Origin of the sequence: Bacillus cereus group sp. MYBK220-1, from assembly GCF_051916445.1 — a bacterium.
In the GTDB taxonomy this organism is placed as follows: domain Bacteria; phylum Bacillota; class Bacilli; order Bacillales; family Bacillaceae_G; genus Bacillus_A; species Bacillus_A cereus.
Window position 1 is genome coordinate 660957 of record NZ_JBQAGQ010000001.1, and the last position, 25046, is coordinate 686002.

Here is a 25046-nt window from a genome sequence, read left to right on the forward strand (position 1 = left end):
CTGCTATACTTGATGTATATAAGAGATACGGAGGCGTTTTTTATGGAATGGAAACTAGATAGTGACAGTAAAATCCCTATTTATCAGCAAGTTGTTGACTTTATTGAAAAACGCATTACATACGGAGAACTTCCTCCAGGAAGCTTCCTACCTTCAGAACGGAAATTAGCTACGCAATTAAATGTAAACAGAAGTACAGTAACGACTGCTTATAATGAACTACGTGCTATGGGAATTGTAGAAAGTACGACTGGTAAAGGTACACGTGTGAGTACACATATGTGGGGCGTTTCTCCAACATTAACACCCAACTGGAGAAATTTCGTAGAAGGTGGTACGTTTTTACCAAACTTACCGTTACTTCGCCATATTCGGGCAGAAGTACAACAAAATGAAAACATTATTGATTTTGCAAACGGAGAACTCGGTTGTAATCTCTATCCTCATGATCAACTGCAAGCGATTTTACGTGAACAACCTTTAACGCATTCATTAAGTTACGATCATCCGCAAGGCTATCTCCCGCTAAGACAAGCGGTCGTAAAATATATGAAGGAATATTTAAAAGTTGAGGCGACTGAACAATCCATTATGATTACATCTGGCGCACAGCAAGCACTTCACCTTATCGTGCAATGTTTATTAAATCCAGGTGATGCTGTTGCTTTCGAAAGTCCTTCACACTGTTATTCCTTGCCGTTATTCCAATCAGCAGGTATTCGTATTTTCCCATTACCTGTCGATGAACACGGCATTAATCCAGACGATGTACAAGAGCTATACAGAAAGCACCGCATTAAAATGATTTTTTTAAATCCAAATTTCCAAAACCCTACGGGGACGATGCTTCATCCAAACCGTAGAAAAAAACTATTATCACTTTGCGCAGATTTACGAATTGCAATCGTTGAAGATGATCCATCTAGTTTGCTGACGCTAGAAAAGAAACAACCTTGTCCTACTTTGAAATCAATAGATGAAAACGGAACTGTCATTTATGTACATTCTTTATCAAAAATGATTGCACCAGGCTTACGAGTTGGTTGGCTCGTTGCCCCGCAGTCTGTAGTAGAAAGGTTATCCGACGCAAGGCACCAAATGGAATTAGGAATGAGTATTTTCCCGCAGTGGCTTATGCAACAATTTTTTGAAACTGTACCATTTCAGTCGCATATCGTACCGTTACGAAAACAACTAGCAGAAAAAAGAGACGTTATCGTCCACGCTCTAAACGAGCAACTTCATGATAAAATCTCTTTTTCAAATCCGACCGGTGGAATATACATATGGGGAAAATTAAAAGAACCGATAAACGAAAAACAACTTATTATGCAAAGTTTAAAACAAGAAATTGCTTTTATGCCAGGTAGTATTTTCGGCGCAAAAGATGGTTATATACGTTTATCTTATGGAAAAGTGGATATTGATCAAATTGCGGAAGGTATTTCTCGTTTACGCCAGGCTATTTTGGTATGTGAAAATAACTTTAAATAAAGCTTTCTCGTTTGACAAAACCTAAATCTACCATTATTATCAACTCGAACCTATTTATAGGAGTGATAAAATGAAGATTTACGTTGATGCAGATGCTTGTCCTGTAAAAGATGTGATTATTTTTGAGGCTACGAATGTGGAAATTCCTGTTACCCTCGTTACTAGTTTTTCACATTATTCTAATGCAGAGCAGCCAAAAGGTGTCGAAACAATTTATGTTGATTCTGGAGCAGATGCTGCAGATTACCGAATTATGCAGTTAGCAAAAAAAGAAGATTTAATCGTAACACAAGATTACGGTCTTGCTTCGCTCGCTTTAGCAAAAGGCTGTATCGTTCTTCATCATAAAGGGTACAAGTATACGAATGATAACATTGAACAATTGTTACAAACACGATATTTAAGTGCAATGGTTCGAAAAAGTGGTAAACGTACAAAGGGACCGAAACCATTTACAGCAGAAGATAAAGAGAAATTTAGAGCGCTCTTTAAAAGTATGATTGCACTTTAAAAATGAATCGTCTATTTGTAGAGGAAGAAAGGAAGAGAATATCCAAATGAACATTCTCTTCTTGAGGTTTACCCGTTTAAAATGAAGGTAAATTATCTAAGTTATTTTCCTTTATACCATCCGGTTCACTACGTATAATATCTCTGCCATACTTATGAAATACGTCCACATGAGCTAACTTCCCTGATTTTGCTTCATTAAGAGCAGTCATATAATCTAACTCTCTCCCGCTACTTGTTTTAAAAGCAATTAAATCACCTTCATCATTTTTACGAACAGCAACAATTTGTTCTGCTCCTGAATTGACTTCATGGCCTATTTCAAATTGAGCTTGCTCTTCCCCTTGATGTAAATAATCATTATATACTTTTTCAAAGTCTTTTTTGTCCATTAAACTCACCTCCAACACATTTTATTAGTATGGTTGGGAGATGTTGATTTTATGTAATTTGCTCTAAACTTTAGTATTTTCAAATGAAAACATTGTCCCCTCACTATTTGATTGTAAAGTGTATTTTATATCGAACATCTTTGATATATCTTTAATATTTTTCAAACCAAGTCCCGTTCCTTTACTATTTATATCAAACCCAATCCCATTATCTCTAAAAGAAACAACATCTTCATCTATAATGATTTTGAGTTTTTTAGCTTCTGAATGTTTAAGGACATTTTGAAAAATATTATCAAATAGCCTTTGAATCCATAACTCATTACTATTCCATATCAACTCTTTATCTTGTGGATTATATACTAATTCAATTTTATGAATGCTATACAAATAGCTCCATTTTTTAATCATATTTTCTATTAAATTGTGTATATTTACTTCATCATGCACAATATAAGTATTCTCTAAGGTTTCTGTAGATTGAATATTAAATTCGTTAGTTAAATCACTTATATATTGTATCTGATCATAAAGTGATTCAATTACTGGTACTTGTTCCTTGTACTCACCTTCTAAATAATATAATTGTAATCTGACCGCTGTTAAGGGTGTATTAATATCATGCCGTAATTTATTTAATAGTTCCTTTTTTATTTGTTCCTGTTGCTGTAGTTCCAATTCTCGATAAGTTGTTCTTTCTATAAGCAAGTTTACTGATTTAATCAGTTCTCCCATTTCATCATCGCTTTTAACATCTATTATATTAGGGATTTTTTTATCACTAGCTAAATCTCGAATTGTTTGATTTAATATATTAATTTTGTTTAATACGGTGTTAATCGACTTTGAAAATACAAAAGCTAATACTAATAGTGATAATAAAAATATGATTAACATAGTAGGATATGCATAGGATTCGTGAAAAGGAATGTTCTTATTTTTAGTTTTAAAGACAACATTATAAATAACTGATACAAAGATACTAATCGACAACAATAACAGTGGTACGCTAATAATAGCAGAGAAAAGTAGTAACTGATATTTTTTCTTTAAGTTCATTTCTTCATGTAGGTATTTAGTCTATACCCTTCTCCATATATGTTCTGTATAATATCACCTGTTTTATCATCAATTTTTGTCCTAATTTTCTTTATATGTACGTTCATGATATTTTGATTTCTATCTTCGAGTTGCCATAGGTAATCATAGAAATGTTCTTTCGATAAAATTCTATCTCTATTTTCATATAAATAGAAGAATATTTTACGTTCAATTGCTGTAAAAGCAACTTCATTACGCAAACCATTTATAAAAACTCTTTTATATTCTGCATCTATAAATAAATGGTTAATTTGCGTGAAGGTACCATATTGATTATCTAACATTTTCTGAATCCTTAACAACAGCTCTCTAGGGTCAAAAGGTTTTACCATGTATTCTTCCCCAATAGTCAAACCTTTTAGTTTACTATCCATATCACTCCGAGCTGATAGAAATATAATCGGAATATTTAATCCTAGATTTTTTATTTTCTTTGTAATTTGATAACCATCTTCGCCTGGTAACATAACATCCATTATGACTAAATCAATTTCATGAATTACATCAAGAACTTTCCTTCCCTCTTTCTCCCAATACACATTATACTTCTCGCGCTGCAAAATTTTTTGTAATAAATCCCCTATAATTAAATCGTCTTCAACAATTAATATGTTATATACTTTCATTATGTAGACCTTTCATCGCTATAATAGCAATAGCTTAGTTCTTAACTACTTTATTATTAATAAAATCCATAGCAAATTTGTATATTTCATCAGGAGCGTATAAATAAATACTATGTGTGCCTTCAATTATTTTCACATCAGCTCTTAATAACTCGCTAGCAAACTCCTTATAATCTTTATTTTTTTGCTTTGTATATTTTGAATCTTTATTTTGCCTAGCAATTGCATCTATAAATAAAATAGGTGTTTCTTTTGGGATTGATAAGGAATTTGATTTTTTACTGTTATTATAGCTTTGTAAAAGTTCTTGCTTCATATCATCATTAAAAGCCCTTTTGTATGTAAGCGCTTTATAAATTTCTTTTTCTTGTTCGTTTAAAAAGGATTGCTTAATGACCTGGGGATTATAAGTAATAGAGGGAGCTAATCTCTGAAAACCAATTTTCGTTAAAATATTCATCCCTTTTATTTTTAATGAATCCACCATGCCTATTTTATGAGTTACGTACTGTTTAGGTAAACCAATATCTAATGCAATAATCCCTTTTACTTCACCCGGATATTTTTGTGCCCAATAAATAGCCTCTATACCCGATAGAGAGTGTGGTACTAAGATGTATGGTGGTTTATTTCCACTTCGAATAAGCGCTTCTCTTGTTTGTTCTAATATCGTATCAATATCTCTCTCATCTTGAAAAACATCACTGTATCCATAACCAGCTCTCTCAATTACAGAAATCTTGTTTTCTTTCGAAAATTTACTATATAAGCCTTTCAATTCATAAACAGGAGCGGCAATTCCAGATCCGGCCATAAATACAAACGTATCCTCCCCGCTCCCCTCATTATAAACATTCAATTTTTTATTATCGAAATTAACAAGTTCGCCTTCATTGTTCATTAATTCCGATTCCATTTTTAATTGATAGTTATGATATATAAATACAGCTCCTGTTCCAAAGAAAATCATACTAATACATATTAAAAATATTATTTTCACTGACTTTAATAATTTTTTCATTTGACACCCCTTTCAGCCTATACTAAAAGGGTACAATGTAAAAATAAATTTCTAATAAATTTTTCAAAATGAACATGTATTCTTTGTTTCTAATTATGGATTATTTTAATACCTACGCAACCCTTTCAAAGTCTCCAATACATCATCTGTAAAGGCTGTATTACCCTCTGTCTCTAAAACTCTAAAATATAAACTTCTTAAGAAAGCTCTAATATTTTGTACTAAAATAGCATGCTGCGGATGTCGGATGTCTTCAACAGTTGCTATACTATGTAGCCAATTGTTCCACTCTTCTTCAGTTAAAAGCTTTTGGTTATGTAACGACATAATTGGCTTTACTAATCTCTCATCCTCAAAGTGTACATATACGTAATCACTCAATCGAACCTTCTGACGAACAGCCGCAAGAATCGCATATGAAAACTCACGATTTTGAATTGTACGTGCTAACGCATCGAGCGCATCTGCTGCATGTGCAGTAGAGTGTGCCCAGCCTTTTCCTTCTACGTAGCCCCTTACATCTTCTTCTAAATATACATATTCCAACACTTGTTCTGCCACACTGTACAATTGTTCTTCCGATAACAACGGTTCTCTTTCATGAACAGATAAAATAAGTGGTGGAATTAATACGGAGAATGCACGTTTAAATACAGAGTCTGTTCCCTTTTCACCAATTTTATAAAATAAATAATCAGGACTAATTGCTTGTAGCATTAACCCTCGTAATTCTTTTTGTCTAAACACATCATTTGTAATCCATGTATGAAGCGTACTATAAATTAAATCATCACGTAATTCAGCATCTGGTGATCCGATATAATCTAGCATCCACTGCGCATATGGATATGCATCTACGTCTTCTGGTACAGCATAATTATTATTTTTAATTTGTAGTAGTTCTTCTTTTAGTTCTAGTACTTCTGTCATTTTTTTATCCCCTTTAAATTTCTCTTCCTAAATTATTCCCTATTAGTATCATAAAATTAAACCCATTCTTAACGCAATATAAAATGGAATCATTAATTATCTTCACTATGTAACAGTTCTTCCAATGTTGCTTTAACTTCTTCTTCTAATTCATTAATCGTTCCGCTATAAAGTGTTCCTATGCTACTACTTTTTCGATATCCTTGGTAATAATACCAAAGCGAAATAGTACAGACTTCCCATGATTTTGAAGCATCATATTCAAAATTAATTTCTGATCTATATTCATACTCTAAACAATTCTTAGATGTTAGTTCTTCTAATTCATCACCGTCTATATCTCTTTTAATTGACAGCTTCAAATTTAATTTACCATTTTGCGCAAAACGTTCTTCATATATTTTTTGATACTTACTGCAAATGTCTTCACTTATACTCTCTAGTTCCATTATTTTTTGTTTTAACTGTTCATTTTTGATTTCTAAATATTGTCCATCCTTCTCTTCATTCACTTTATTATTTTTTTGAAACCATCTAAACAAATGTTCATTCCCCCTATATAAACTGTATTAATGTCTTTTAAATAGAACTACTGGATCATCAAATTTACTATTTTCAAATAAAACATCTGCAATTTCTTTCGGATTATGCTCATCTATATACAACTTACAGGCCGCATGATATCTGTTCAAAAACATCTTCTCTGCTTCTTCATAACTTCCAAAAGCTTCAGTTTCCCGCTTAGCACCACGTTTTCTCGCAATCTCAAAATTTGTATCTACAAAGATTTTGTAATCAAATAAATACGCAACGTCTTTTTTCAATAGAAACGTTCCATCTACTATTAATATCATATTTTGCGTGGCCAATAGCGGCTCATTATGTACAGACATATCCGTTATTAAGTTATGAGAAATCATTTCATATTGTAAATTCCCGTTAGGTCCTAAAGGCATTAATAATCTTTCTTTGAAAGCTGTATAATCGTGTGCATCTTCATAATACCCTCTTGCAGATTCTTTTCCTTTTGCATAGCGAATCACTCTTGGATTATGAAAATCATCAATGCTGGCGCGTGTTACTGGTAATCCTCGTTTTTTTATTTCTTCCGCTAGTTCGTTTGCAAATGTTGTTTTTCCTGATGCTGTAATACCACTTACTCCAACTCTTGTTGGATAGGTTAAGTTTAGCTTTACAATATGATCTGCAATTTCTTTGATTCGTTGTTTTCGGTTCATGATATCTCCCTTTATAATTAGTTTACATAATGCAATTATAAGTAACAATTCATGTCATTATTTGTCGGTAAATCGATATCCTTTGTCGAATCGTTGATATATTTTAAGTTATGATAGATATATTTGAAAAATCGTTGATATATTATTAGCTTACTTCCCCTTAAACCCTCGATATAAAGCAGTCCGTAATTCTTGTTTGTATTCTTCAATTTCTGGCATTTCGAGTTCTTCTGCTAATCTGATAGCTAATTCAATATCATACGGTACTCGTACAAGTTGAATAGAAAAGCTCGCCGCTTCTTTTTCATTATATGTTCCTTCAAATATTAAATAGGAAGCTTGCGTTATTTCAAGTGGGTTTCCTACGCTACCGGCATTACATAACGTTTTCCCTCTGAAATTTTGAACGAACGCTTGGTGAACATCGCCGTAACAAACGACATCTGGTTTTCTTTCTCCTTCTATATTTTCTGTCAGATCACTATTTTCGAACATACTAATACGTTCTTCTCTTGAAGCGTGTGGTTGAATTCTTTCATATAAACTTCTCGGTGAAGCGTGAAACATACGAATGAGTTTTCCACTCATAAAAAATTCGATTGAAAATGGTAAACTTCTTAAATAATCATTTTGTTCTTCCGATAATTGTTTTTGATGCCATTTTAATGCTTCAAATTCAGTCGGCTTTGTAATAAAATCATCCCAGTTTCCCATTACGACTACTTCACATTCTTTACGAATGATTTCAATTGCTTCACTGGAATGAGGTCCTTTTCCTACTAAATCTCCAAGACAAATAATGCGCTCGATTCCTCTTAATTTAATATCATTCAACACGGATTCTAATGCTTGAATATTACCATGTATATCTGAAATTACCGCTATTTTGTCCATATGAATTCCTCCTCTATTTATTACATTCACTTGATTGGTACCATTTTGGAATATAAGATGAAAAATGATTATGATCTTCTACTATTCCATTTAATCTTTCCTTCATATCATCTACTAAATGCGGCGTACTTCGATTCGTCCAAACGATATCCGCTGGGAATGTCATCGCGGCGTACAATGTATAGAGTTTCCAAAAATGAAGCGATGGTTCGCCTCCGCAATAACCGTGAACTTGTCCAACCGCAAATGGTTTACTTATTCTTGTAGTAAAAATCGCTACATTATAAAAATCGTGTATTGGATCGCCAAAATCATATCCACCAAAATCAATAACGATAAACTCCTTATTATGAATCATACTATTTGCTGGATGGAAGTCATCATGTAAAAATCTTATTGGACGATTTTTCAATAAATCTTTATGATTTTCTACAAAGGTTAATATTGGATTCAAATCCAGAAAATTCACCTCGTAATCTGTTAGTGCCTCTATGTATCTTTCGTATTTATTCCATCTAGATGTTTCCCATTTATTACTTGCACTTTCTCTTTCAATTGAGTGAATCCTCTTTAATACTTCCCCTGCTTTTCTTCCTGCATTATACTGTTCTTCCACCGATAACTTCGTTAAACCTTCTTCACCATTTATACCTCGGGTCCATTCAAATACTTGAACACATTTATTTAATTCCTCAAGTTTTATGAAATGAATTAACTTAGGCGTTGGAATATGTAATGACTCTAATTGTTTCATATACGTATATTCTTCTTGTTTACGTTCAAAATGAACTGTATCACATACTTTTACAAAATATGTTACTTTGTTTTCTAATTCTATTTTATGTTTCTCTTCATGTGAGAAACCTTTTGAAATAGCTGTACACTTTACAATACGAGGCCATTCTAGTATTCTCTCTATCTCCCTAAGCATTTCTTCCACAACGTTCACCTCTATTAATATATGTACAAACTACCTAGCACTTCATGCTCTCGTTTATTTCCACCTTTAAACTCTACTGCAAATGGATATTCGCCATTCTTATTCAAATGTTCTAGTACTAGCCCTTCTCCAATCGGTTCACAAAACTGCACATGAATATTTCCAAACACTACACTTTGACTCTCAGCATTCCATTTTTCATTTTTCACAACTGAACTTGTAGATAGCTCCATTACTTCTTTCCATTTCCGTACTGTTTCTCGAACATTTTTTACTGCATAATGAATCGTTTCAATTTGTTGCACTTTGTTTTTATGTTCAGTAATCGTCCCACTGTTACGTAAATCGTTTCTTCTTTCTTCGTCCGTTTCATTCCACTGTATAAAGAAAGGTAATTTCGGTCCGTTCTCTTCTTGCCTAACAAATAACATTTTCCATTCTAAAAGCCGGCCATCTTTTCTCATGCGTTTCCCTTCAAATGGCCCTATCGTATGTAAGCCGTACTTATTAAAGTTAACTGCTAGCTCCTCAATTGCATCTGTTCGGATCGCGATTTGTAGCATTCCTTCTCCATTTTGTAGTTTCACCACTGTTTCTTGTACTAATGGATTTTCTGCTTCTTTCGCTTTTTCTTCATGTTGAACTGCTAAAAATTCTATATATGATAAATCAAAATAACTTAAACTATTCCAAGTACCCCAATTCGTATGCTCTCCGCCTAATACAGTATGAAATCCAAGTTCCTGCATTTGTTTTGCCGCTTCCTCCGGTGTACCATGAACTGCGTGAACAAGATGATCAAATCGTAACATGTCTTTCTCCCCTTTCTCTCCATCCTTTTATTGTATATTTTATTTTTATTTCATTCAATTCAAAAACTTTAAAACCTAGTTGATTTATACGATTAATATGTATTATAATGAAACAAATTTAATTATTGCTGATTGGAAAAACCAAAGGCACTTTTCTCATACGGGAAAAGTGTCTTTTTCATTTATTATTACAGGGGGATTATTTATGCAGAAATTAATTGTCTTTGCTATTATTGGATTTTTCGCTCAACTGATCGATGGAGCACTCGGAATGGCGTATGGGGTAACGTCTACTTCACTATTATTAATGTTTGGTATTGCACCGGCTGTAGCTTCCGCATCGGTTCATTTAGCTGAAGTCGTTACAACTGCAGCTTCTGGCGCATCTCATATCAAATTTGGAAACGTTGATAAATATACAGTTTCCAGGCTTACATTACCTGGGGCAATCGGCGCATTTGTTGGGGCATGTTTTTTAAGTAATTTGCCTGGAGATGTAATCAAACCGTACATTTCCGTATTTTTATTTACTTTAGGGGTTTATATTTTATTACGATTCATCATTCAAAAACAAATTGTCACTTCAAATAAGCGTATGTCTGCAAAACAACTTGTGCCGCTTGGTTTATTCGCTGGATTCGTTGATTCAACTGGTGGCGGTGGTTGGGGGCCGATTACGACACCTGTTCTTCTAGCAAGAGGAAATGAAGCTAGAAAAGTTATTGGATCTGTAGATACGAGTGAATTTCCTGTTTCACTCGCTGCAACAATCGGCTTCTTCATCTCACTTGGCTGGGAACAAGTAAGCTGGGTTTGGGTATTTTCTCTCATGCTCGGTGGTATCGTAGCGGCACCAATCGCGGCATGGCTAGTTCGCATCGTTCCTTCTCATTTACTTGGCGTATTAGTTGGTGGTCTTATTATCTTTACAAACATTCGTACACTGCTTACTACATTTAAAGTGGATCCAACTATTATTTCACTTTCTTACGTTGCAGTTGGTCTTGTCGTTATTATTTCTATTTTCATTGCTGTTCGTAATCATTCCAATCGTCCTAATACGTCAACGGCTGAGTATCCGAATGATCAGAAGCAAATGCTACCATAACTATAAAAAATACCGCTCAATTTAGAGCGGTATTTTTTATTTTTCTATTTTCCAATTAATCATCATTTCTGTAGCATTTACTCTCTTCATATGTAACTTTTCTAAAACACGCATCGAACTATAATTATCTAGAAGTGTCTCTGCAATTATTGTTTCTACCTCACCTGTTTTGAAAGCCCAATCGATTAGTTCTTTTACAGCTTCTGTTGCATAGCCCTGATTCCAATATTTCTCAATGAATCCATAGCCAATTTCTACTGTTTGATTCTCGTTTGGTTTCCCTTTAAACCCAATATCACCTAAAACGCTATCGTCTTCTTTTCGAAGAACATACCACGCCCCCCATGGTAATAAAGCCTCATCTTGTTTCACATTCTCTACATGCCCTACAATATGCGGACCGCTATTATATCCTTGCTCGTTAGCGACTTGAATCCTCTCTTCTGTACACGGCACTATATAGAGCCTTTCTGTTTCTAATTTCATTTTGATTTCCCCTTTTTGCTTAAACGTTACTCTAATTATAACAAATAATATGACTTTATTATGAATGTCGAATTATATTTTTCTGAATTTTCTTTTAATTTAGAGGGTTTTTCAATATTTTTTGCGAAACATTTGTATAACAATTTTTTCTTTGCTTATTGCTACATAATAGTAGGTTCGGGTGGAGTTTTGCAAGCGTTTCCTATACAATAACCGATATTTTTTGACTTTTCCTAACAAAATATCTTGCAATATATTCAGAAAGTCATTACAATTGCCATATATTAAAAATCTTAGCAATATATAAATCCTCATCAATCCGATGAGGTAGAGGTTGCGACTTTTAAGAGTACGACGGACGAGACACAGAGAATGTCACCGAATCCGTTTGAAAGGAAAAGTTGCCGAAGTTTATATTTCTTCTCTGGAAATATGAGCTGGGGCTGTCTCCGAAAGGAACAGAACTGTCACGTTTACAAAATTACCGTGTAAACGTGGGGTGCTATCTTAACGGAAGGGTATGATGGGGTGGTTATTTGTGAAACGTTCCGCCAAATTCCTTTGGCGGTTTTTTGTATTTTTCTCCCCCGCTCCTTCCTAACCTACAAGAAAAGGAGTGTTGAACATGAATAGCGCAACAAATCAAGCTACCTCTAAAACAGAAACTACACAAGGAAAAGGTGAATTAAGACGCGGTCTAAAATCAAGGCACCTTACGATGATTTCTCTCGGTGGTACAATTGGTACCGGACTATTTCTTGCCAGCGGTGGTGTCATCCATTCAGCTGGACCTGGTGGTGCATTAATTGCATACGCCGCAATTGGAATTATGGTTTACTTCTTAATGACAAGCTTAGCTGAACTCGCAGCTTACATGCCTGTTACTGGATCTTTTAGCACGTACGCAACAAAATTTGTTGATCCATCACTTGGCTTTGCACTTGGATGGAACTATTGGTATAACTGGGCAATTACGATTGCTGCTGAACTAGCTGCTGTAACATTAATTATGAAATTTTGGTTCCCAGATACCCCTTCTCTTATTTGGAGTGGATTATGTTTAGCTATTATTTTCCTTTTAAACTATTTATCTGTTAAAGGGTTTGGTGAATCTGAATATTGGTTCGCACTTATTAAAGTAGTTACGATTATTATCTTTTTAATTGTTGGTTTTATGATGATTTTTGGAATTATGGGCGGTGAAACGGTTGGATTTAAAAACTTCACTGTTGCAGATGCACCATTTAACGGCGGTATCATGGCAATTATCGGTGTGTTTATGGCAGCTGGTTTCTCATTCCAAGGTACTGAACTATTAGGAGTAGCTGCTGGTGAAACTTCTGATCCAGAGCGTAATATTCCGAAAGCGATTCGTTCAATCTTTTGGCGTATTCTTTTATTCTATATCCTTGCAATTCTCGTTATCGGTTTATTAATTCCTTATACAACTGAAAGCCTTGCTGCAAGTGATGTTACAGTAAGTCCGTTTACACTTATTTTTGAAAAAGCGGGCGTTGCCTTTGCTGCTTCTGTTATGAACGCTGTTATTTTAACGGCAGTACTATCTGCTGGTAACTCTGGTATGTATGCATCAACTCGTATGCTTTGGGATTTAGCTCGCCAAGGAAAAGCACCAAAGTTTCTTGGTAAATTAGATAGCCGCGGTGTACCTGTTAACGCATTAATCGTAACATCAATTGTCGGTAGTATCGCTTTCATTGCTTCTTTATTCGGTGACGGTGTTGTATACATTTGGTTATTAAATGCATCAGGAATGTCTGGCTTTATCGCTTGGGTCGGCATTGCAATTAGTCATTACCGTTTCCGTAAAGCATATATTGCACAAGGAAAAGATTTGAAAGACTTACCATATAGAGCAAAATGGTTCCCATTTGGTCCAATCTTCGCATTTACACTTTGTATCATCGTAATTTTAGGACAAAACTACGGCGCATTTATGGGTGAATCAATCGATTGGAATGGCGTACTCGTTTCTTACATCGGTTTACCACTCTTCTTAGTACTATGGTTAGGATATAAATTTACGAAAAAAACAAAAGTGATTCCACTTGATAAATGTGAACTAAAATAAAGTGAAACGAGCAAACAAATTTGTTTGCTCGTTTTTTGTTGCAAACCTCTTTACTTCCCTATTGCTCCTGTTTTTGCAATAATAAAAGAAATATAAATAAAGGTTGGGATACAATGAACATTCGCATTACTGATGAAGCAAAAGCAGCTATACATAGATTAGAACTTGAAGATAAAAAGATCGTTCGCATTAGAGGAACAATGACGAACTCTTGTAGTATTTTCGTTGATGTCGATTTAATTTGGGATACATATAACGCAGATGATGTTGTATATGAAGATGCAGAGCTTATCGTACAAATGGATTCATTTACGAAAGACTACACTGGTGATACAGTGAAGCTTGATTATAAGACGACAGGTTTTAGTATTACGACTCCGAGTGAGACGTTAGTTTATGGATTGTCGATTAAAAAATAAAAATTGTTTTCATTTGACCACCGAGGTGAAAAAAATGGGTAAATATGTTCCGTTAAAATTTTTATTTAATGAAGAATTAGCAGAAAAAATAGCTGATTCTATTTGCAAACACGATCCTTGTTTCTCTAAAAGCATCTTTGTAGATTCTGTAGCTTGTAAAGTTGAAAATTTAGAGTTAAAACAACGTATTGAAGTAATAGCAGATGAATTACACAATGCTTTACAAAAAGATTTTAATGCAGCAATACATATATTACTAAAAACATTAGGCCCAGAAAATACAACAGAAGTAGGCACATTTACAAACGGATATATGTACATACCTCTTGCAAAATACGTTGAAAAATATGGACTTAACGACTTTGAAACCTCATTCAACGCCATGTATGAAATAACGAAATGAAATACTGCTGAATATGCCATTCGGCCTTTTCTTGAAACATACCATGAAGACACACTAAATATATTACAACAGTGGATTTATGACGAAAACAGCCACATTAGAAGATTAGTTTCTGAAGGTACAAGACCAAGGCTTCCTTGGGCTAAAAAAATAGGAGCTCTAAAAGATGATTTTAAGTACAATTTACAGCTTCTTGAACCATTAATGAATGACTCTTCTAAATATGTTCAAAAATCTGTAGCCAATCATATTAACGATATTACGAAAGAAGATAAAGAACTCGTTTTTCAGTGGTTACAGCAATTACGTGATAAACAGCATCCTATTAATCCTTGGATTATAAAACATGGGTTAAGAACAGTTATTAAAAATGGTACTTTACCAAAAGATTTTTGTTTTTGAGTATATTAAACAAAAACGCTATCTTTTCCTATGATTCTAGAAAAAGAATAGCGTTTTTTTACTCGTCCAGTATTTAGTAGGTATAACTTTTTATATTTCAAAAGACTTTTCTCTCTAAAAATATTTTTCATACAAATTTTCACATTCTAAAAAATCTATAAATTTCTTATAATGTGTCACTGTTCTTTCTAAAGCAATCATTAAAACAAAAATAAAATAAATTGCTTGGATTCCATTCATATAATTAAAGAGTGATTCAAATATATATACAATACTTGCAATCATAGAACAAAACCATAAATAAAACTTCATTTTCAGCTTTTTAATTTTTTGCTTAGTTGTCTTACAATACTGGCCATGAACTCTTATAAACAAATAAATTGCTGTATGTAAAATAATAATTGAAAATTGAAAACTTCGATTATCCTCCGAACTAAATTCAGAAAAATCTATTTCTAATGAATGTAATACTATCCAAATAGAAAATAAAGATAGCAGAAATACATATAAAAAACCAATTAATAATTCAAAAATAAAGAGCCAAGGTTTATTTATGATTGAGTAAAATGGATTTAGATATTTTATGGTTAATAAAAATTTTCTCACTAAATCAGTAATAATAATTGATGTATTAGTTATATTCATATAGAAAAGTAATGTTATTGGAACTAATAACATTATAGTGATGCCCCAAACAGTAATCTTAATGCCTGATAAAAAGAAAACAGCTCCATAAATTATAACTGAAAAAATAAAAGTTGATACTGGAACAAACATTAAAAATGTAAAAGTTCTTATTAAGATTAAATCCCCTAAAAAATCTTTTATTATGGAAACGTGTATTTTTTCCTCCTTGTATTTTTTCACAGTATCAACTATTTCTTTCTCAGATAAAAGAAAACACTTCAATCTATTAAACATAAAAAAACCCCTTTATATTAAAAAGATTAAAATATATACCAAACTGTTATTAAAATTTCATAAAAATAATTGTAAATTTTGTATAAGCATTTTTTTCACTTTCAACTGTAATTAAGGCGTGATGTGCCTCTATAATAGCTTTGACAAGTGCCAATCCAATTCCGGTCGATCCGTGCTTTTTAGAACTACTTGATTTATAGAATCGTTCAAAAATATGAGGTAATTCTTCAGCTGAAATTCCCTCTCCAAAGTCTTGGATTACTAGTTCTGTATAGATTGGAGAATTTTTGGCCTGAATCATTATTTTACCACCGGGTTTAGAATGTTCGATTGCATTCTTCAACAGGTTTAACAAAGCTTCCTGCATCCATAATTTGTCGTGAATAACGACTATTTCTCTTGGTGCATTCCAATCAATCAAAATATTTTTATCACTTATCATGCTTTGCAAGCGATTTAGTACTTCCTCAGTCGTATCTACTAAATTCCCTGGCTCTTTATCAAACGAAATCGCTTTTGCATCAATTTTTGCTACTTTTAACAAATTCTGAATTAAGACATTCATTCTAGAAATCTGAATATCATTATTTTGTAGTAATTGAGCTTGTTGCTCTCGGGATAGTTTCTCATTTAACAACATTTCATTATAGATAGAAATAGTTGAAAGCGGCGTTTTTAACTGATGAGATATATCCTGCAACATTTCTCCTAAAAACCGTTTCTCTTCAAGCAAATCATGCATATTTTTTCTAATGATATCCCTCATTGAACGAAATGAAATCGCCAGTTTCGCGAAATCCCCCTCTTTATTTTCATTGATGACAACCGAGTAATCTCCCTCGATTATCTTTTTTGCAGCTCTAGTAAGCTGGCTAATCTTATTGAAAATAATTTTTTGTTGCATGTAGTTTGCAACAAAAAGTAAAAATCCAAAAGCAATTAATCCCCACATCATAAATTGATTGTGATTAATAATTAGATTATTTAAGTGCGGAAAAAATTTTGAATCCAAGTCTTCATATAATCCATATTGCTTTAGGATCTCTGTCCCTTTTTCCTGATATTTACTTGAGTGAGACGAATGACTTGATAAGACTTTCATAATTTCCGCTTCATTTTCTGGATTCTGCTCTACCAACCTAGCTGTAATTTCCCCCCATGTTGCAATAGAGTCTCTTTTCAAATGATCATAAAATAATTGTTGAATAATAAATTGGTAAATCACAAATATAGATAAAAGGACGGCTAGTATCGTCATATAGCTTTTTAACTCGGTATTTTTCATTATCTTGCTCACCCAATCACGTCCTTGCTCCAACGATAACCATATCCTCTTTCGGTAACGATAAACTGTGGTTTTTGAGGATTGTCTTCAACTTTAGCTCTTAAACGCTTTATGTATACAGATAACGTGTTTTCATCAAAAAAAACATTTTCTCCTTCTGTTATTTGTTGTAGGAGTTCATCTCTTTTTAATGCTTTGTGAGAATTCTTCATGAAATTCAATAGCAGCTTGTATTCTAAATTCGTCAATGTAATACTTTCACAATTTTTATAAACCTTGACTAGGTTCGTATCGATTCTTATATTCTCAGATCTTAAAATTTGAGATGGCGTTTCTAGCGACGCTTGTTTACGCAATTGTACTTTCACTCTGGCCATGAGTTCCCTAACCCGAAAAGGTTTGGTTATATAATCATCACCGCCTATATCCAGCCCCATTACCACATTTGCTTCTTCGTCTAGTGCAGTTAAGAAAATAATAATCGAATTCTCGTTTTTCTTTTTAAAATACAAACATAAGTCATAACCATTACCATCTGGTAGGCCGATATCAAGGATGGACAAATCAAATGTATTGTGAACAAACTGGTGTTTAGCTTCTTTTACACTGGACGCTCTAATCACCTCATAACCTTCATTTCTCAATGAAAATTCGATGGCTATGCCAAGAGCTTCATCATCTTCAACTAGTAATATTTTTTTATTCAAGTATGCCCTCTCCTTTTTTCCCCTAGCTTATACTCCAATTACAATAGCCTGGCTATAATCTAGCCAGGCTTATAATATTATTGTTCTCTGATATTATCAATAATATTATCTTGTTGAATTTTTTTCAATGGATTTAAGACTGATAAATAACTAATTATTAAAGCTGAAACAAACGTAATGATACAAGCCTCATAGGGAATCGTCCATGTCATTTTCAACATATCAGATATAGCTAAATATATAATATAAGACAATATACAGCCAAAAAAGATTCCTTGTAAACTTCCAGAAAAACCGTAAATCAAAGCTTCATAGGTAATCATTTTTTTCAAATCCTTTTGTGACATACCAATGGATTTCAAAGCGGCCAATTCTTTTCGTCTAGTCATGATACTTATAGTTATAGTATTGAGGATATTAACGCTACTAATTAAAGAAATGACTGTGATGAAACCATATGCAAGCACTTGTAAAGTAAGTTTTTCTTCTTTTTTTGTTTTATTTTCTTGATAATTATTTACGATTGTAATGGAATAGCTTTTTCCAATCGTGTTTTCTATTTCCTTTACTGTCGCGGAAGATTGAGTTACATCCTTTAATTTAGTTTCAAAGCTATTCTCCTTTTTTTCGTATACTTTAGATATATTTTCAAGTGATTTCAATTGATGCAAAACTTGTTCACTTTCAGCTAAATGATCTGGATTATTATCCACTATCTTAATTGTAATATCCGATTTAACAGATAACTTATCAAAAGATTTAGATGCAAATGCAACACTCATTAAATACGAGAAAGTAATAAATAACACACTACTTATAATAATTGATAAGATTGTAATGGTATAGCGATTTTTATTTCGCTTAACATTTTTCATAGCCATGCTCAAAGGAATAGATAAAGGTTTTTTCACCATGGAATTCTTTTGTTTTTTGATTTGTTCCTTTTTAATTGACAACCTGCTACTAATTGCCAACAAAGGGGAGATTTTCCCTGCAAAATAAGCTGGGTACAAGCTTGACGCTATTACAGAAAGCAAGGTAATAATCGAACTGATTAGTAAAATATTCCAATCAACATGGAATATCGAGACCGCTTTACTATTTTCCATTAAAAGTGAAAAAGTGAACTGAAGAGAGGTAAGCGCTATTAGGCTGCATATAATTCCAATAGGTATAGCGATAACAGCTAGAAAAGTAGCTTCTCTCAGCACGATTTGTCTAATTTGTTTTCGTGTTGCACCAATGCTTCTCAACAAGCCAAACTGCCTCGTTCGTTCTACGACACTGATTTGAAAAGCGTTGTAAATCACAACAATTGTCGCTATCACAACAATGCTGATTGTAATAATTAGCGTAGCCATAATCGAATTATTGTAACCTGGTTTCTCTAATTGAATTAATTCATTACTTATATTAATATTATTTTCTCCGGAAATGGTCTTGAGTCCCTCTAAAACCTCATTAAAGTTTGCTTTTGAGCTAATTCCAACTAATATTTTTCCTTCACCAGCGCTAAACTTACTCTTATAGGTTAGTAACCGTCCCACCTTATTTTCCTGTGTATATGTACTATCACTTAGAAAACCAACCAATTTGTATTTTTTTTCATTTAATTCGAATGAATCACCTATTTGAATATTTTCTTTTATATAAGGTAATACCCAGGGATCAACAGCAACTTCTTGATCATTAGATGGCAATCTGCCCTTAATAATACTGTATTTTAAAAATTCCAAGGCGTTATCATCAGCAAAATTCATTTGTACAGCAGCCTCTCCAACTTGGACTGTTTCTCCCTGTGACATTAAACCAAATGATTCAATTTGCGGGTTATATTTAATTTTTTTCAATATCGATTCATCGTAATTTAATACAACGGCATGAAAAGAATACCCTTGCCTCTTTTTCGTATTCTCGATTTGAGAAATCTGAGTACCGTTCATAAATAGGCCGATTGTAGAAATTAACGATACAGAGAGTACGATTCCTATCAAAGTTAAAATTGTTCGTTTCTTATTTCCCTTTAAGTATCTCCTGCTTAATTGTTTATAATTACCAATCAAGATTAGTTTCCTCCCGTCTTAGGCTTATTCGTGGATAGCCACTGATCGGAAATGATTTGGCCATCTTCAATTGTAATAATACGGTCAGAAGTTGATGCAATTTTTAAATCGTGAGTAATCAATACAATAGTTTGATTATATTTTTTTGCTGTCAATCTTAATAAATCCATGACTTCTTTTGTATTTTGAGTATCCAGATTTCCTGTAGGTTCATCAGCTAAGATTAAATGTGGGCGATTTATAAGTGCCCTCCCAATCGAAACCCGTTGTTGCTGACCTCCTGATAATTCAGATGGTAAATGATTTCGTCTTTCATGAAGTCCCAGAATTTCAATAATTTCGTCCATATAAGGATTATCTACAGGTTCATTATCTAGTAAAGTGGGCAAAGCTATATTCTCTTGCACATTCAATACAGGAATTAAATTAAAGAACTGAAATATAAAACCAACTTTTCTTCTTCTAAATATCGAAAGTTCATTATCTAAATAATTATAAATATTGTTCTCTCCGATAAATACTTGTCCTGAACTCGGACGGTCCAACCCTCCCAAAATATGTAACAATGTACTTTTACCTGAGCCAGAAGCTCCTACGATTGATACAAATTCCCCTTGCTGTATAGAAAGATTTATGCCCTTCAAAGCATCTACCCTACTATTTCCTTCACCATAACTTTTGACTACATTTTCTATTCTTACGATTTCCATTTATATCACCTTCTTATCATTTTAAGTTAGTCTTGTACCTCTACAAAGTTTATTTTATACTGATTATTCGATGAGACCTTATCAATCTGTTGTAAAACTTTATCTACTTCTTGTTTGTTTTTATAATCAAAATCACGTTTTTTAAATTGAATTAATTTCATTATTGACTCTGATTCAGAAATTGCATTATAGTCTTGGTCTTTTAGAATAACAAGGTTCATTGGGGCATACCCAATCCAAATTTGCTGTTTAACATACTGGGCAGATACCATCTTACCGTTCAAATTCAACTGGTTATTTTCAAAATTATCAACCGTTGAATTATCACCCGCATAAGAAAATAATAGATTCTGATCACTAGATACTTTATTTTTATCTTTCACCCTCTCAGAAATAATAGATGCTAAATTTGGATCTTTTCTAGCTCTTAGAAGTCCCTTATTAAATAATTTTACCGCGGTAGAACTATTAATAACTGCATATTCTGTAGTGTTGATTTCAAATTCTTCATTTGTATCATTTTGTTTCTTATCTTCTTCTGATAATGGAATCCTTTTTGTTGTTGTGACGTACTTTACCTTATAGTCTATTGATTGTTTAGTGTCATCTTTAAACTCCTGTTTAACTTTTTCTACGTCAGTTGCAGTACCACTAACTAGAATCCCATCGACTGGTTGTCCTGGACCTTGCACATAACGTTTTACTCCTAATCCTATTCCTATAAAAATAGCAATAACAACCGTATAACTTATAATTTTTTTCATTAGAATACTCCTTTAGTAAATGATTTATATCTGGATTATAGATGAGTTTTTTTCATAAGTTAATGACTTCTATCTAACTATGTGACTTCTAATCTTACAATTTTGTAAGATTAGTATTCCTCATGCTCAACAAGCTAAATTTATATAATAATAATCTTATACGTTATTATTCTCTTTTTTTATTGAAACGGGTCGAATCACAGGCAATAACCCGACCTATAATGATTAATGTTACAGATAATAACTTAAGGCCCGTCTTATATATAATCTAAATCTTTAAAATAAACAAAGGATATTACTCCTAATACAGCACCAACTACCCCTAGCATCAAACCCTTATAATTTTGTATAAACATCTTATTCCTCTTTTCGTACAAATAAATTATTCCATATATAACAATACTAAATTATAGAATGTTTTCAAAGAATTAAAACGTTTTTATATTCAGTTTATATGTCTACTTCTTTACTTATCCCATAGATAAGTAAATCCAAAGGGATACAAAAACGTCACTTCTTTTATAAACAGTACGACTTTATTGTTACTTAATAGTAGTGAGAAATATCACATATTTCATAAAAGGGCTGGGCGGAAATTTAAGTTTATTAAATACCTTTTCTAAAGTTTGAGTGCACCCTTTTTCTGTACACTCCATCCAATCTTTCATTAAACAACTACATTCTCCCATAACTTCAAAGGATTTCCACTCGGTTATCCCGAATATATAAATTACCATTCTCACAAGGAGCAAATTTATATGAATCTATTCGAGCACGAAACGTAAAACCGCTTCACTTTCATAAGAGGTCCTCCTTTTTTCTTTTCTCACCATATCATTTACTTACAAAATAGGAGGATACAATTATGAAACGTGATCCATTATTTGTAACTTTATTAGAAAGTGCAAATACACATTTTAGCGGTTGGGATTTTTCTTTCATTTCAGAAACGGGCCGAATGAAGAGCGAGCCTTTATCATGGTCGTACGGCAGTACTGCTTTCCAGCTTATGCAACGCGCTAAATCAATGCTCGATATGGGTACTGGCGGTGGAGAGTTTTTATCTATGTTACAACCATTCCCACCAACTATTTTTGCGACTGAAGGTTATGCTCCAAACGTGCCAATCGCTCGAAAGCAATTAGAACCTTTAGGGGTTACAGTTATAGAGGTAACGGATGATACCGCTTTACCATTTGAAGATGGTCAGTTTGATTTAATCATAAATCAACATGAATCATATGCTGCCTCTGAGGTAAACAGAATCCTTTCTCCAAATGGGATTTTCCTTACACAACAAGTTGGTGGTCTCGATTGTGCGGAACTTAATGAGCAGTTTGACTCACCACTAAATAGCGAATTTGCAAGTTGGTCTCTCGAAATCGCATGCAGTGAGTTAAAGCAAAATGGATTTACTATTTTAGAAGCAAAGGAAGAATTCCCTTTCCAACGCTTTTATGATATTGGCGCTATCGTCTACTATTTAAAAGCGATTCCGTGGCAAATTCCTGATTTTACTGTCGAAAGGTATTATGAGGATTTATATCGTATACATGAAATTATCTTACAAAAAGGATATTTTGATGTGAAGCAACATCGATTTATGATTAAGGCGATTCACAGCTAACAAAAAGGAGGCGGCAAAGCCACCTCTTTTTTGTTCCGTTTACGTATGTTCTCTACGCTTTCACCATAAGAAAGGTTATATCATACATATTACAATTCTGACCAATAAATTGTATTTCTGAAACATATAATCACTTCGTATATATAATGAGAACAAAACGTGATTTTTCACTATCCTCTTCTATTGAGAAATGAGTTGTTTTTCATATCGCTTGTTCGCATCATCTTCTGTCAAACATGCAGTTGTGTAATGAATAATATTCCGGTTATCGTACGTGAATATATGTTTTAACTTATTTTCTTCTGTTATTACTGTCGGTAAGTATTTTGGTAAGTTGCTAACTACACCTCTATTATCACCATCTAATATCCAATCAATTTCTTTCCATTCTAATAATCCTTCAGCCGTACGTAATGGTGTATTCATTTGCATTCCATCTGGCAAATCAGCAACGAACACATACATTCCTTCACTAGCCTGGGGCTCATCTTTACCTTTAAAAACAACAGTCCCTTTATACATTACACTTGAAAGTTCTATACCCGTTTCCTCAAACGTTTCTCTAATTATTCCTTCGTATGGCGTTTCATTCTCTTCTATTTTTCCTCCAACACCATTCCACATCCCCATATTCGGCTTTTTATTTCTATTTAATAGCAGTATTTTATCGCTTTTTCTAATAAAGCAAATTGTGTATTTGTACATACGATCATTTCCTTTCATTTTCCACATGAGTTATTTGGCTTATTTTCAAGTAAAAACACTCGCCTTACAATTCCTTACTACATAATATATAGTACAACTTTCATGCGTAAACACTTTACGTCAAACGAGAGAATCCTTTTTAGAAAGGAGAATTTAAAATCGATACTATAAGCAATGAATTTCTAAACCAATATTACAACAGCCTCGTATGGTTAAACGATACACACTGGTTCGGGGTTCCAATCTGTAAACTTCCCTCTGATCTCTTTTTGTATCAAGAAATCATTTATGAATTAAAGCCCGATTTAATTATTGAATGCGGGACTTTTCACGGTGGTAGTGCACTGTATTTAGCTTCTATGTTAGATTTAATTGGAAAAGGTCACGTACTTACTATCGATATAACTCCGCAGCCAAATCGGCCATCACATAATCGGATTACGTATTTAACAGCATCTTCTGTTTCTGTGCAGGCCATCCAAACAATAGTAAGCATGCGCAAACCTGATGATGTGATTTTAGTTATTTTAGATTCTGATCATAGTAAAGAACATGTATCCAAAGAACTCTTACTATATAAATCTATCGTCACTACTGGCAGTTATATAATTGTAGAAGATACCTCCATTAATGGAAATCCGCTTCTTCCCGATTGGGGTCCTGGCCCGATGGAAGCTGTGAAAGAGTTTTTAACTAAAAACAATAACTTCATAATCGACGAGTCTAAACATAAATTTTTCATATCATTTAATCCAAAAGGTTTTTTAAAGAAAATAAAGTGAAACTTTAATAAGTGGGGTTTTGCTCATCCCCCACTTATTCTATCATTTTCATTTTTGAAAAAGGATAATATACAAATTCCACCTTGCCTATTATGTTATCTTCTTCAATATATCCTAAGCCATTTCGACTATCTCTACTTACTTCGCGGTTATCTCCCATTACAAATAACTTATTTGGCGGAATTTTTGTCTTTTGAAAATTATAAAACACTTGTGTGTTGTTAAATAAATCTTTGTTTGTATATGGTTCTTCTTGCTTTTTATCGTTTACATATACCTTTCCGTTCGTTATGTTAATTACATCACCAGGAAGCCCTATTACACGTTTCACATAATATTTCGATTCATCCTCTTCTTTTATAATGACAATTTCTCCATGTTGTAAATTAGAAAGACGTACTACCGCTTTATTTACAAATACGTAGTCTTCTTCATATAAAGTCGGCTGCATCGATTCCCCTTCCACCTTACATAAAGTAAAAGAATGGTAGCCTATGACTATCACCAATATAAATAGTATGTACTTTCCCCAGCCTCTCTTAATCTCCTTTTTCATATCCATTCCCACCTTATAAAGCGCTTTTTAACTCAAAAAATATATCACTGCACAATAT

26 protein-coding genes, 1 pseudogene and 1 riboswitch are annotated in these 25046 nt (G+C 33.2%); of the genes and pseudogenes, 8 read left to right on the forward strand and 19 right to left on the reverse strand.

Features of this window, described 5'->3' with window-relative positions:
* Positions 1-42: 42 nt before the first annotated feature.
* On the forward strand, positions 43-1494 hold the full coding sequence (pdxR, locus tag ACTFRU_RS03425; RefSeq protein ID WP_440037465.1) for a MocR-like pyridoxine biosynthesis transcription factor PdxR: 1452 nt from the start codon (positions 43-45) through the stop codon (positions 1492-1494).
* 70 nt (positions 1495-1564) lie between these two features.
* Positions 1565-2005 (forward strand): YaiI/YqxD family protein, encoded by a 441-nt coding sequence (locus ACTFRU_RS03430; RefSeq protein WP_069355843.1) that lies wholly within the window; start codon positions 1565-1567, stop codon positions 2003-2005.
* A 76-nt stretch (positions 2006-2081) separates the two neighbouring features.
* Here ACTFRU_RS03430 and ACTFRU_RS03435 read toward each other — a convergent pair whose 3' ends face one another.
* The 10 genes from ACTFRU_RS03435 to ACTFRU_RS03480 all read right to left on the reverse strand — a co-directional run bounded on the left by ACTFRU_RS03435 (position 2082) and on the right by ACTFRU_RS03480 (position 9958).
* Positions 2082-2396 (reverse strand): DUF3892 domain-containing protein, encoded by a 315-nt coding sequence (locus ACTFRU_RS03435; protein ID WP_071739205.1) that lies wholly within the window; start codon positions 2394-2396, stop codon positions 2082-2084.
* Between the two features lie 63 nt (positions 2397-2459).
* On the reverse strand, positions 2460-3455 hold the full coding sequence (locus ACTFRU_RS03440; protein ID WP_440022527.1) for a sensor histidine kinase: 996 nt from the start codon (positions 3453-3455) through the stop codon (positions 2460-2462).
* Entirely contained in the window at positions 3452-4123 is a 672-nt protein-coding gene (locus ACTFRU_RS03445; protein ID WP_071739207.1) for a response regulator transcription factor, read from the reverse strand. The genes ACTFRU_RS03440 and ACTFRU_RS03445 overlap by 4 nt, the downstream gene beginning before the upstream one ends.
* A gap of 34 nt (positions 4124-4157) precedes the next feature.
* Complete coding sequence (locus ACTFRU_RS03450; protein WP_071739208.1) at positions 4158-5144, reverse strand: alpha/beta fold hydrolase; 987 nt, start codon at positions 5142-5144, stop codon at positions 4158-4160.
* A gap of 105 nt (positions 5145-5249) precedes the next feature.
* The gene (locus ACTFRU_RS03455; protein ID WP_071739209.1) at positions 5250-6074 is read right to left on the reverse strand and encodes a DUF2785 domain-containing protein; all 825 of its coding nucleotides are present in this window, start codon (positions 6072-6074) and stop codon (positions 5250-5252) included.
* Between the two features lie 92 nt (positions 6075-6166).
* Positions 6167-6616, reverse strand: a complete 450-nt coding sequence (locus ACTFRU_RS03460) for a hypothetical protein (RefSeq protein ID WP_284994026.1) — start codon at positions 6614-6616, stop codon at positions 6167-6169.
* Positions 6617-6643: 27 nt separating this feature from the next.
* Positions 6644-7312: a uridine kinase gene (locus ACTFRU_RS03465; RefSeq protein ID WP_048656368.1), complete on the reverse strand. Its 669-nt coding sequence runs from the start codon at positions 7310-7312 to the stop codon at positions 6644-6646.
* A gap of 150 nt (positions 7313-7462) precedes the next feature.
* A complete protein-coding gene (locus ACTFRU_RS03470) occupies positions 7463-8206 on the reverse strand; it encodes a metallophosphoesterase family protein (protein ID WP_000357656.1) in 744 nt (247 codons plus the stop codon).
* A gap of 13 nt (positions 8207-8219) precedes the next feature.
* A complete protein-coding gene (locus tag ACTFRU_RS03475; protein WP_000392076.1) occupies positions 8220-9146 on the reverse strand; it encodes an aminoglycoside phosphotransferase family protein in 927 nt (308 codons plus the stop codon).
* Between the two features lie 14 nt (positions 9147-9160).
* Positions 9161-9958 carry a VOC family protein gene (locus ACTFRU_RS03480; RefSeq protein WP_440037466.1) on the reverse strand — a complete coding sequence of 266 codons (798 nt, stop codon included), beginning with the start codon at positions 9956-9958 and terminating at the stop codon, positions 9161-9163.
* A gap of 97 nt (positions 9959-10055) precedes the next feature.
* On the opposite strand from ACTFRU_RS03480, the gene ACTFRU_RS03485 reads away from it, so the two are divergent.
* Positions 10056-11066, forward strand: coding sequence for a sulfite exporter TauE/SafE family protein (locus ACTFRU_RS03485; protein WP_002024365.1), 1011 nt, complete (start codon positions 10056-10058; stop codon positions 11064-11066).
* Positions 11067-11102: 36 nt separating this feature from the next.
* Here the strand turns inward: ACTFRU_RS03485 and ACTFRU_RS03490 are convergent, their stop codons facing one another.
* Positions 11103-11552: a GNAT family N-acetyltransferase gene (locus ACTFRU_RS03490; protein WP_000764601.1), complete on the reverse strand. Its 450-nt coding sequence runs from the start codon at positions 11550-11552 to the stop codon at positions 11103-11105.
* A gap of 320 nt (positions 11553-11872) precedes the next feature.
* A riboswitch (Lysine riboswitch) is annotated at positions 11873-12065 on the forward strand.
* 112 nt (positions 12066-12177) lie between these two features.
* On the opposite strand from ACTFRU_RS03490, the gene ACTFRU_RS03495 reads away from it, so the two are divergent.
* From ACTFRU_RS03495 to ACTFRU_RS03505, 3 genes and pseudogenes are all read left to right on the forward strand, one after another.
* Complete coding sequence (locus tag ACTFRU_RS03495) at positions 12178-13644, forward strand: amino acid permease (protein ID WP_098771498.1); 1467 nt, start codon at positions 12178-12180, stop codon at positions 13642-13644.
* A 113-nt stretch (positions 13645-13757) separates the two neighbouring features.
* Entirely contained in the window at positions 13758-14063 is a 306-nt protein-coding gene (locus ACTFRU_RS03500; RefSeq protein ID WP_001026167.1) for an iron-sulfur cluster biosynthesis family protein, read from the forward strand.
* Between the two features lie 34 nt (positions 14064-14097).
* Positions 14098-14868 (forward strand): annotated as a pseudogene (locus tag ACTFRU_RS03505) (DNA alkylation repair protein).
* Positions 14869-14982: 114 nt separating this feature from the next.
* Here ACTFRU_RS03505 and ACTFRU_RS03510 read toward each other — a convergent pair.
* From ACTFRU_RS03510 to ACTFRU_RS03535, 6 genes are all read right to left on the reverse strand, one after another.
* Positions 14983-15789, reverse strand: a complete 807-nt coding sequence (locus ACTFRU_RS03510) for a hypothetical protein (RefSeq protein ID WP_000483294.1) — start codon at positions 15787-15789, stop codon at positions 14983-14985.
* Between the two features lie 49 nt (positions 15790-15838).
* A complete protein-coding gene (locus ACTFRU_RS03515) occupies positions 15839-17074 on the reverse strand; it encodes a HAMP domain-containing sensor histidine kinase (RefSeq protein WP_000798888.1) in 1236 nt (411 codons plus the stop codon).
* A gap of 8 nt (positions 17075-17082) precedes the next feature.
* On the reverse strand, positions 17083-17781 hold the full coding sequence (locus ACTFRU_RS03520) for a response regulator transcription factor (protein ID WP_001035094.1): 699 nt from the start codon (positions 17779-17781) through the stop codon (positions 17083-17085).
* Positions 17782-17858: 77 nt separating this feature from the next.
* The gene (locus ACTFRU_RS03525; protein WP_048535698.1) at positions 17859-19844 is read right to left on the reverse strand and encodes an ABC transporter permease; all 1986 of its coding nucleotides are present in this window, start codon (positions 19842-19844) and stop codon (positions 17859-17861) included.
* A gap of 2 nt (positions 19845-19846) precedes the next feature.
* Positions 19847-20554: an ABC transporter ATP-binding protein gene (locus tag ACTFRU_RS03530; RefSeq protein WP_023522344.1), complete on the reverse strand. Its 708-nt coding sequence runs from the start codon at positions 20552-20554 to the stop codon at positions 19847-19849.
* Between the two features lie 26 nt (positions 20555-20580).
* Complete coding sequence (locus ACTFRU_RS03535) at positions 20581-21318, reverse strand: lipoprotein BA_5634 family protein (protein ID WP_113303714.1); 738 nt, start codon at positions 21316-21318, stop codon at positions 20581-20583.
* Between the two features lie 865 nt (positions 21319-22183).
* On the opposite strand from ACTFRU_RS03535, the gene ACTFRU_RS03540 reads away from it, so the two are divergent.
* Positions 22184-22945 carry a class I SAM-dependent methyltransferase gene (locus tag ACTFRU_RS03540; protein ID WP_016122758.1) on the forward strand — a complete coding sequence of 254 codons (762 nt, stop codon included), beginning with the start codon at positions 22184-22186 and terminating at the stop codon, positions 22943-22945.
* Between the two features lie 180 nt (positions 22946-23125).
* On the opposite strand, the gene ACTFRU_RS03545 is transcribed toward ACTFRU_RS03540, so the two are convergent.
* On the reverse strand, positions 23126-23650 hold the full coding sequence (locus tag ACTFRU_RS03545) for an NUDIX hydrolase (protein WP_016122759.1): 525 nt from the start codon (positions 23648-23650) through the stop codon (positions 23126-23128).
* Positions 23651-23808: 158 nt separating this feature from the next.
* Between ACTFRU_RS03545 and ACTFRU_RS03550 the strand changes: the two genes are divergently transcribed.
* Positions 23809-24432 (forward strand): cephalosporin hydroxylase family protein, encoded by a 624-nt coding sequence (locus tag ACTFRU_RS03550; protein WP_080353321.1) that lies wholly within the window; start codon positions 23809-23811, stop codon positions 24430-24432.
* Positions 24433-24466: 34 nt separating this feature from the next.
* Here ACTFRU_RS03550 and lepB read toward each other — a convergent pair whose 3' ends face one another.
* A complete protein-coding gene (gene lepB, locus ACTFRU_RS03555; RefSeq protein ID WP_002094069.1) occupies positions 24467-24988 on the reverse strand; it encodes a signal peptidase I in 522 nt (173 codons plus the stop codon).
* Positions 24989-25046: the final 58 nt, after the last annotated feature.

Bases quoted from the DNA above. Each gene is read 5' to 3' on its own strand.
- pdxR (WP_440037465.1), top strand. From the start codon at position 43: ATGGAATGGAAACTAGATAGTGACAGTAAAATCCCTATTTATCAGCAA.
- ACTFRU_RS03430 (WP_069355843.1), top strand. From the start codon at position 1,565: ATGAAGATTTACGTTGATGCAGATGCTTGTCCTGTAAAAGATGTGATT.
- ACTFRU_RS03435 (WP_071739205.1), bottom strand. From the start codon at position 2,396: ATGGACAAAAAAGACTTTGAAAAAGTATATAATGATTATTTACATCAA.
- ACTFRU_RS03440 (WP_440022527.1), bottom strand. From the start codon at position 3,455: ATGAACTTAAAGAAAAAATATCAGTTACTACTTTTCTCTGCTATTATT.
- ACTFRU_RS03445 (WP_071739207.1), bottom strand. From the start codon at position 4,123: ATGAAAGTATATAACATATTAATTGTTGAAGACGATTTAATTATAGGG.
- ACTFRU_RS03450 (WP_071739208.1), bottom strand. From the start codon at position 5,144: ATGAAAAAATTATTAAAGTCAGTGAAAATAATATTTTTAATATGTATT.
- ACTFRU_RS03455 (WP_071739209.1), bottom strand. From the start codon at position 6,074: ATGACAGAAGTACTAGAACTAAAAGAAGAACTACTACAAATTAAAAAT.
- ACTFRU_RS03465 (WP_048656368.1), bottom strand. From the start codon at position 7,312: ATGAACCGAAAACAACGAATCAAAGAAATTGCAGATCATATTGTAAAG.
- ACTFRU_RS03470 (WP_000357656.1), bottom strand. From the start codon at position 8,206: ATGGACAAAATAGCGGTAATTTCAGATATACATGGTAATATTCAAGCA.
- ACTFRU_RS03480 (WP_440037466.1), bottom strand. From the start codon at position 9,958: ATGTTACGATTTGATCATCTTGTTCACGCAGTTCATGGTACACCGGAG.
- ACTFRU_RS03485 (WP_002024365.1), top strand. From the start codon at position 10,056: ATGTATTATAATGAAACAAATTTAATTATTGCTGATTGGAAAAACCAA.
- ACTFRU_RS03490 (WP_000764601.1), bottom strand. From the start codon at position 11,552: ATGAAATTAGAAACAGAAAGGCTCTATATAGTGCCGTGTACAGAAGAG.
- ACTFRU_RS03495 (WP_098771498.1), top strand. From the start codon at position 12,178: ATGAATAGCGCAACAAATCAAGCTACCTCTAAAACAGAAACTACACAA.
- ACTFRU_RS03500 (WP_001026167.1), top strand. From the start codon at position 13,758: ATGAACATTCGCATTACTGATGAAGCAAAAGCAGCTATACATAGATTA.
- ACTFRU_RS03510 (WP_000483294.1), bottom strand. From the start codon at position 15,789: ATGTTTAATAGATTGAAGTGTTTTCTTTTATCTGAGAAAGAAATAGTT.
- ACTFRU_RS03515 (WP_000798888.1), bottom strand. From the start codon at position 17,074: ATGAAAAATACCGAGTTAAAAAGCTATATGACGATACTAGCCGTCCTT.
- ACTFRU_RS03530 (WP_023522344.1), bottom strand. From the start codon at position 20,554: ATGGAAATCGTAAGAATAGAAAATGTAGTCAAAAGTTATGGTGAAGGA.
- ACTFRU_RS03535 (WP_113303714.1), bottom strand. From the start codon at position 21,318: ATGAAAAAAATTATAAGTTATACGGTTGTTATTGCTATTTTTATAGGA.
- ACTFRU_RS03540 (WP_016122758.1), top strand. From the start codon at position 22,184: ATGAAACGTGATCCATTATTTGTAACTTTATTAGAAAGTGCAAATACA.
- ACTFRU_RS03545 (WP_016122759.1), bottom strand. From the start codon at position 23,650: ATGTACAAATACACAATTTGCTTTATTAGAAAAAGCGATAAAATACTG.
- lepB (WP_002094069.1), bottom strand. From the start codon at position 24,988: ATGAAAAAGGAGATTAAGAGAGGCTGGGGAAAGTACATACTATTTATA.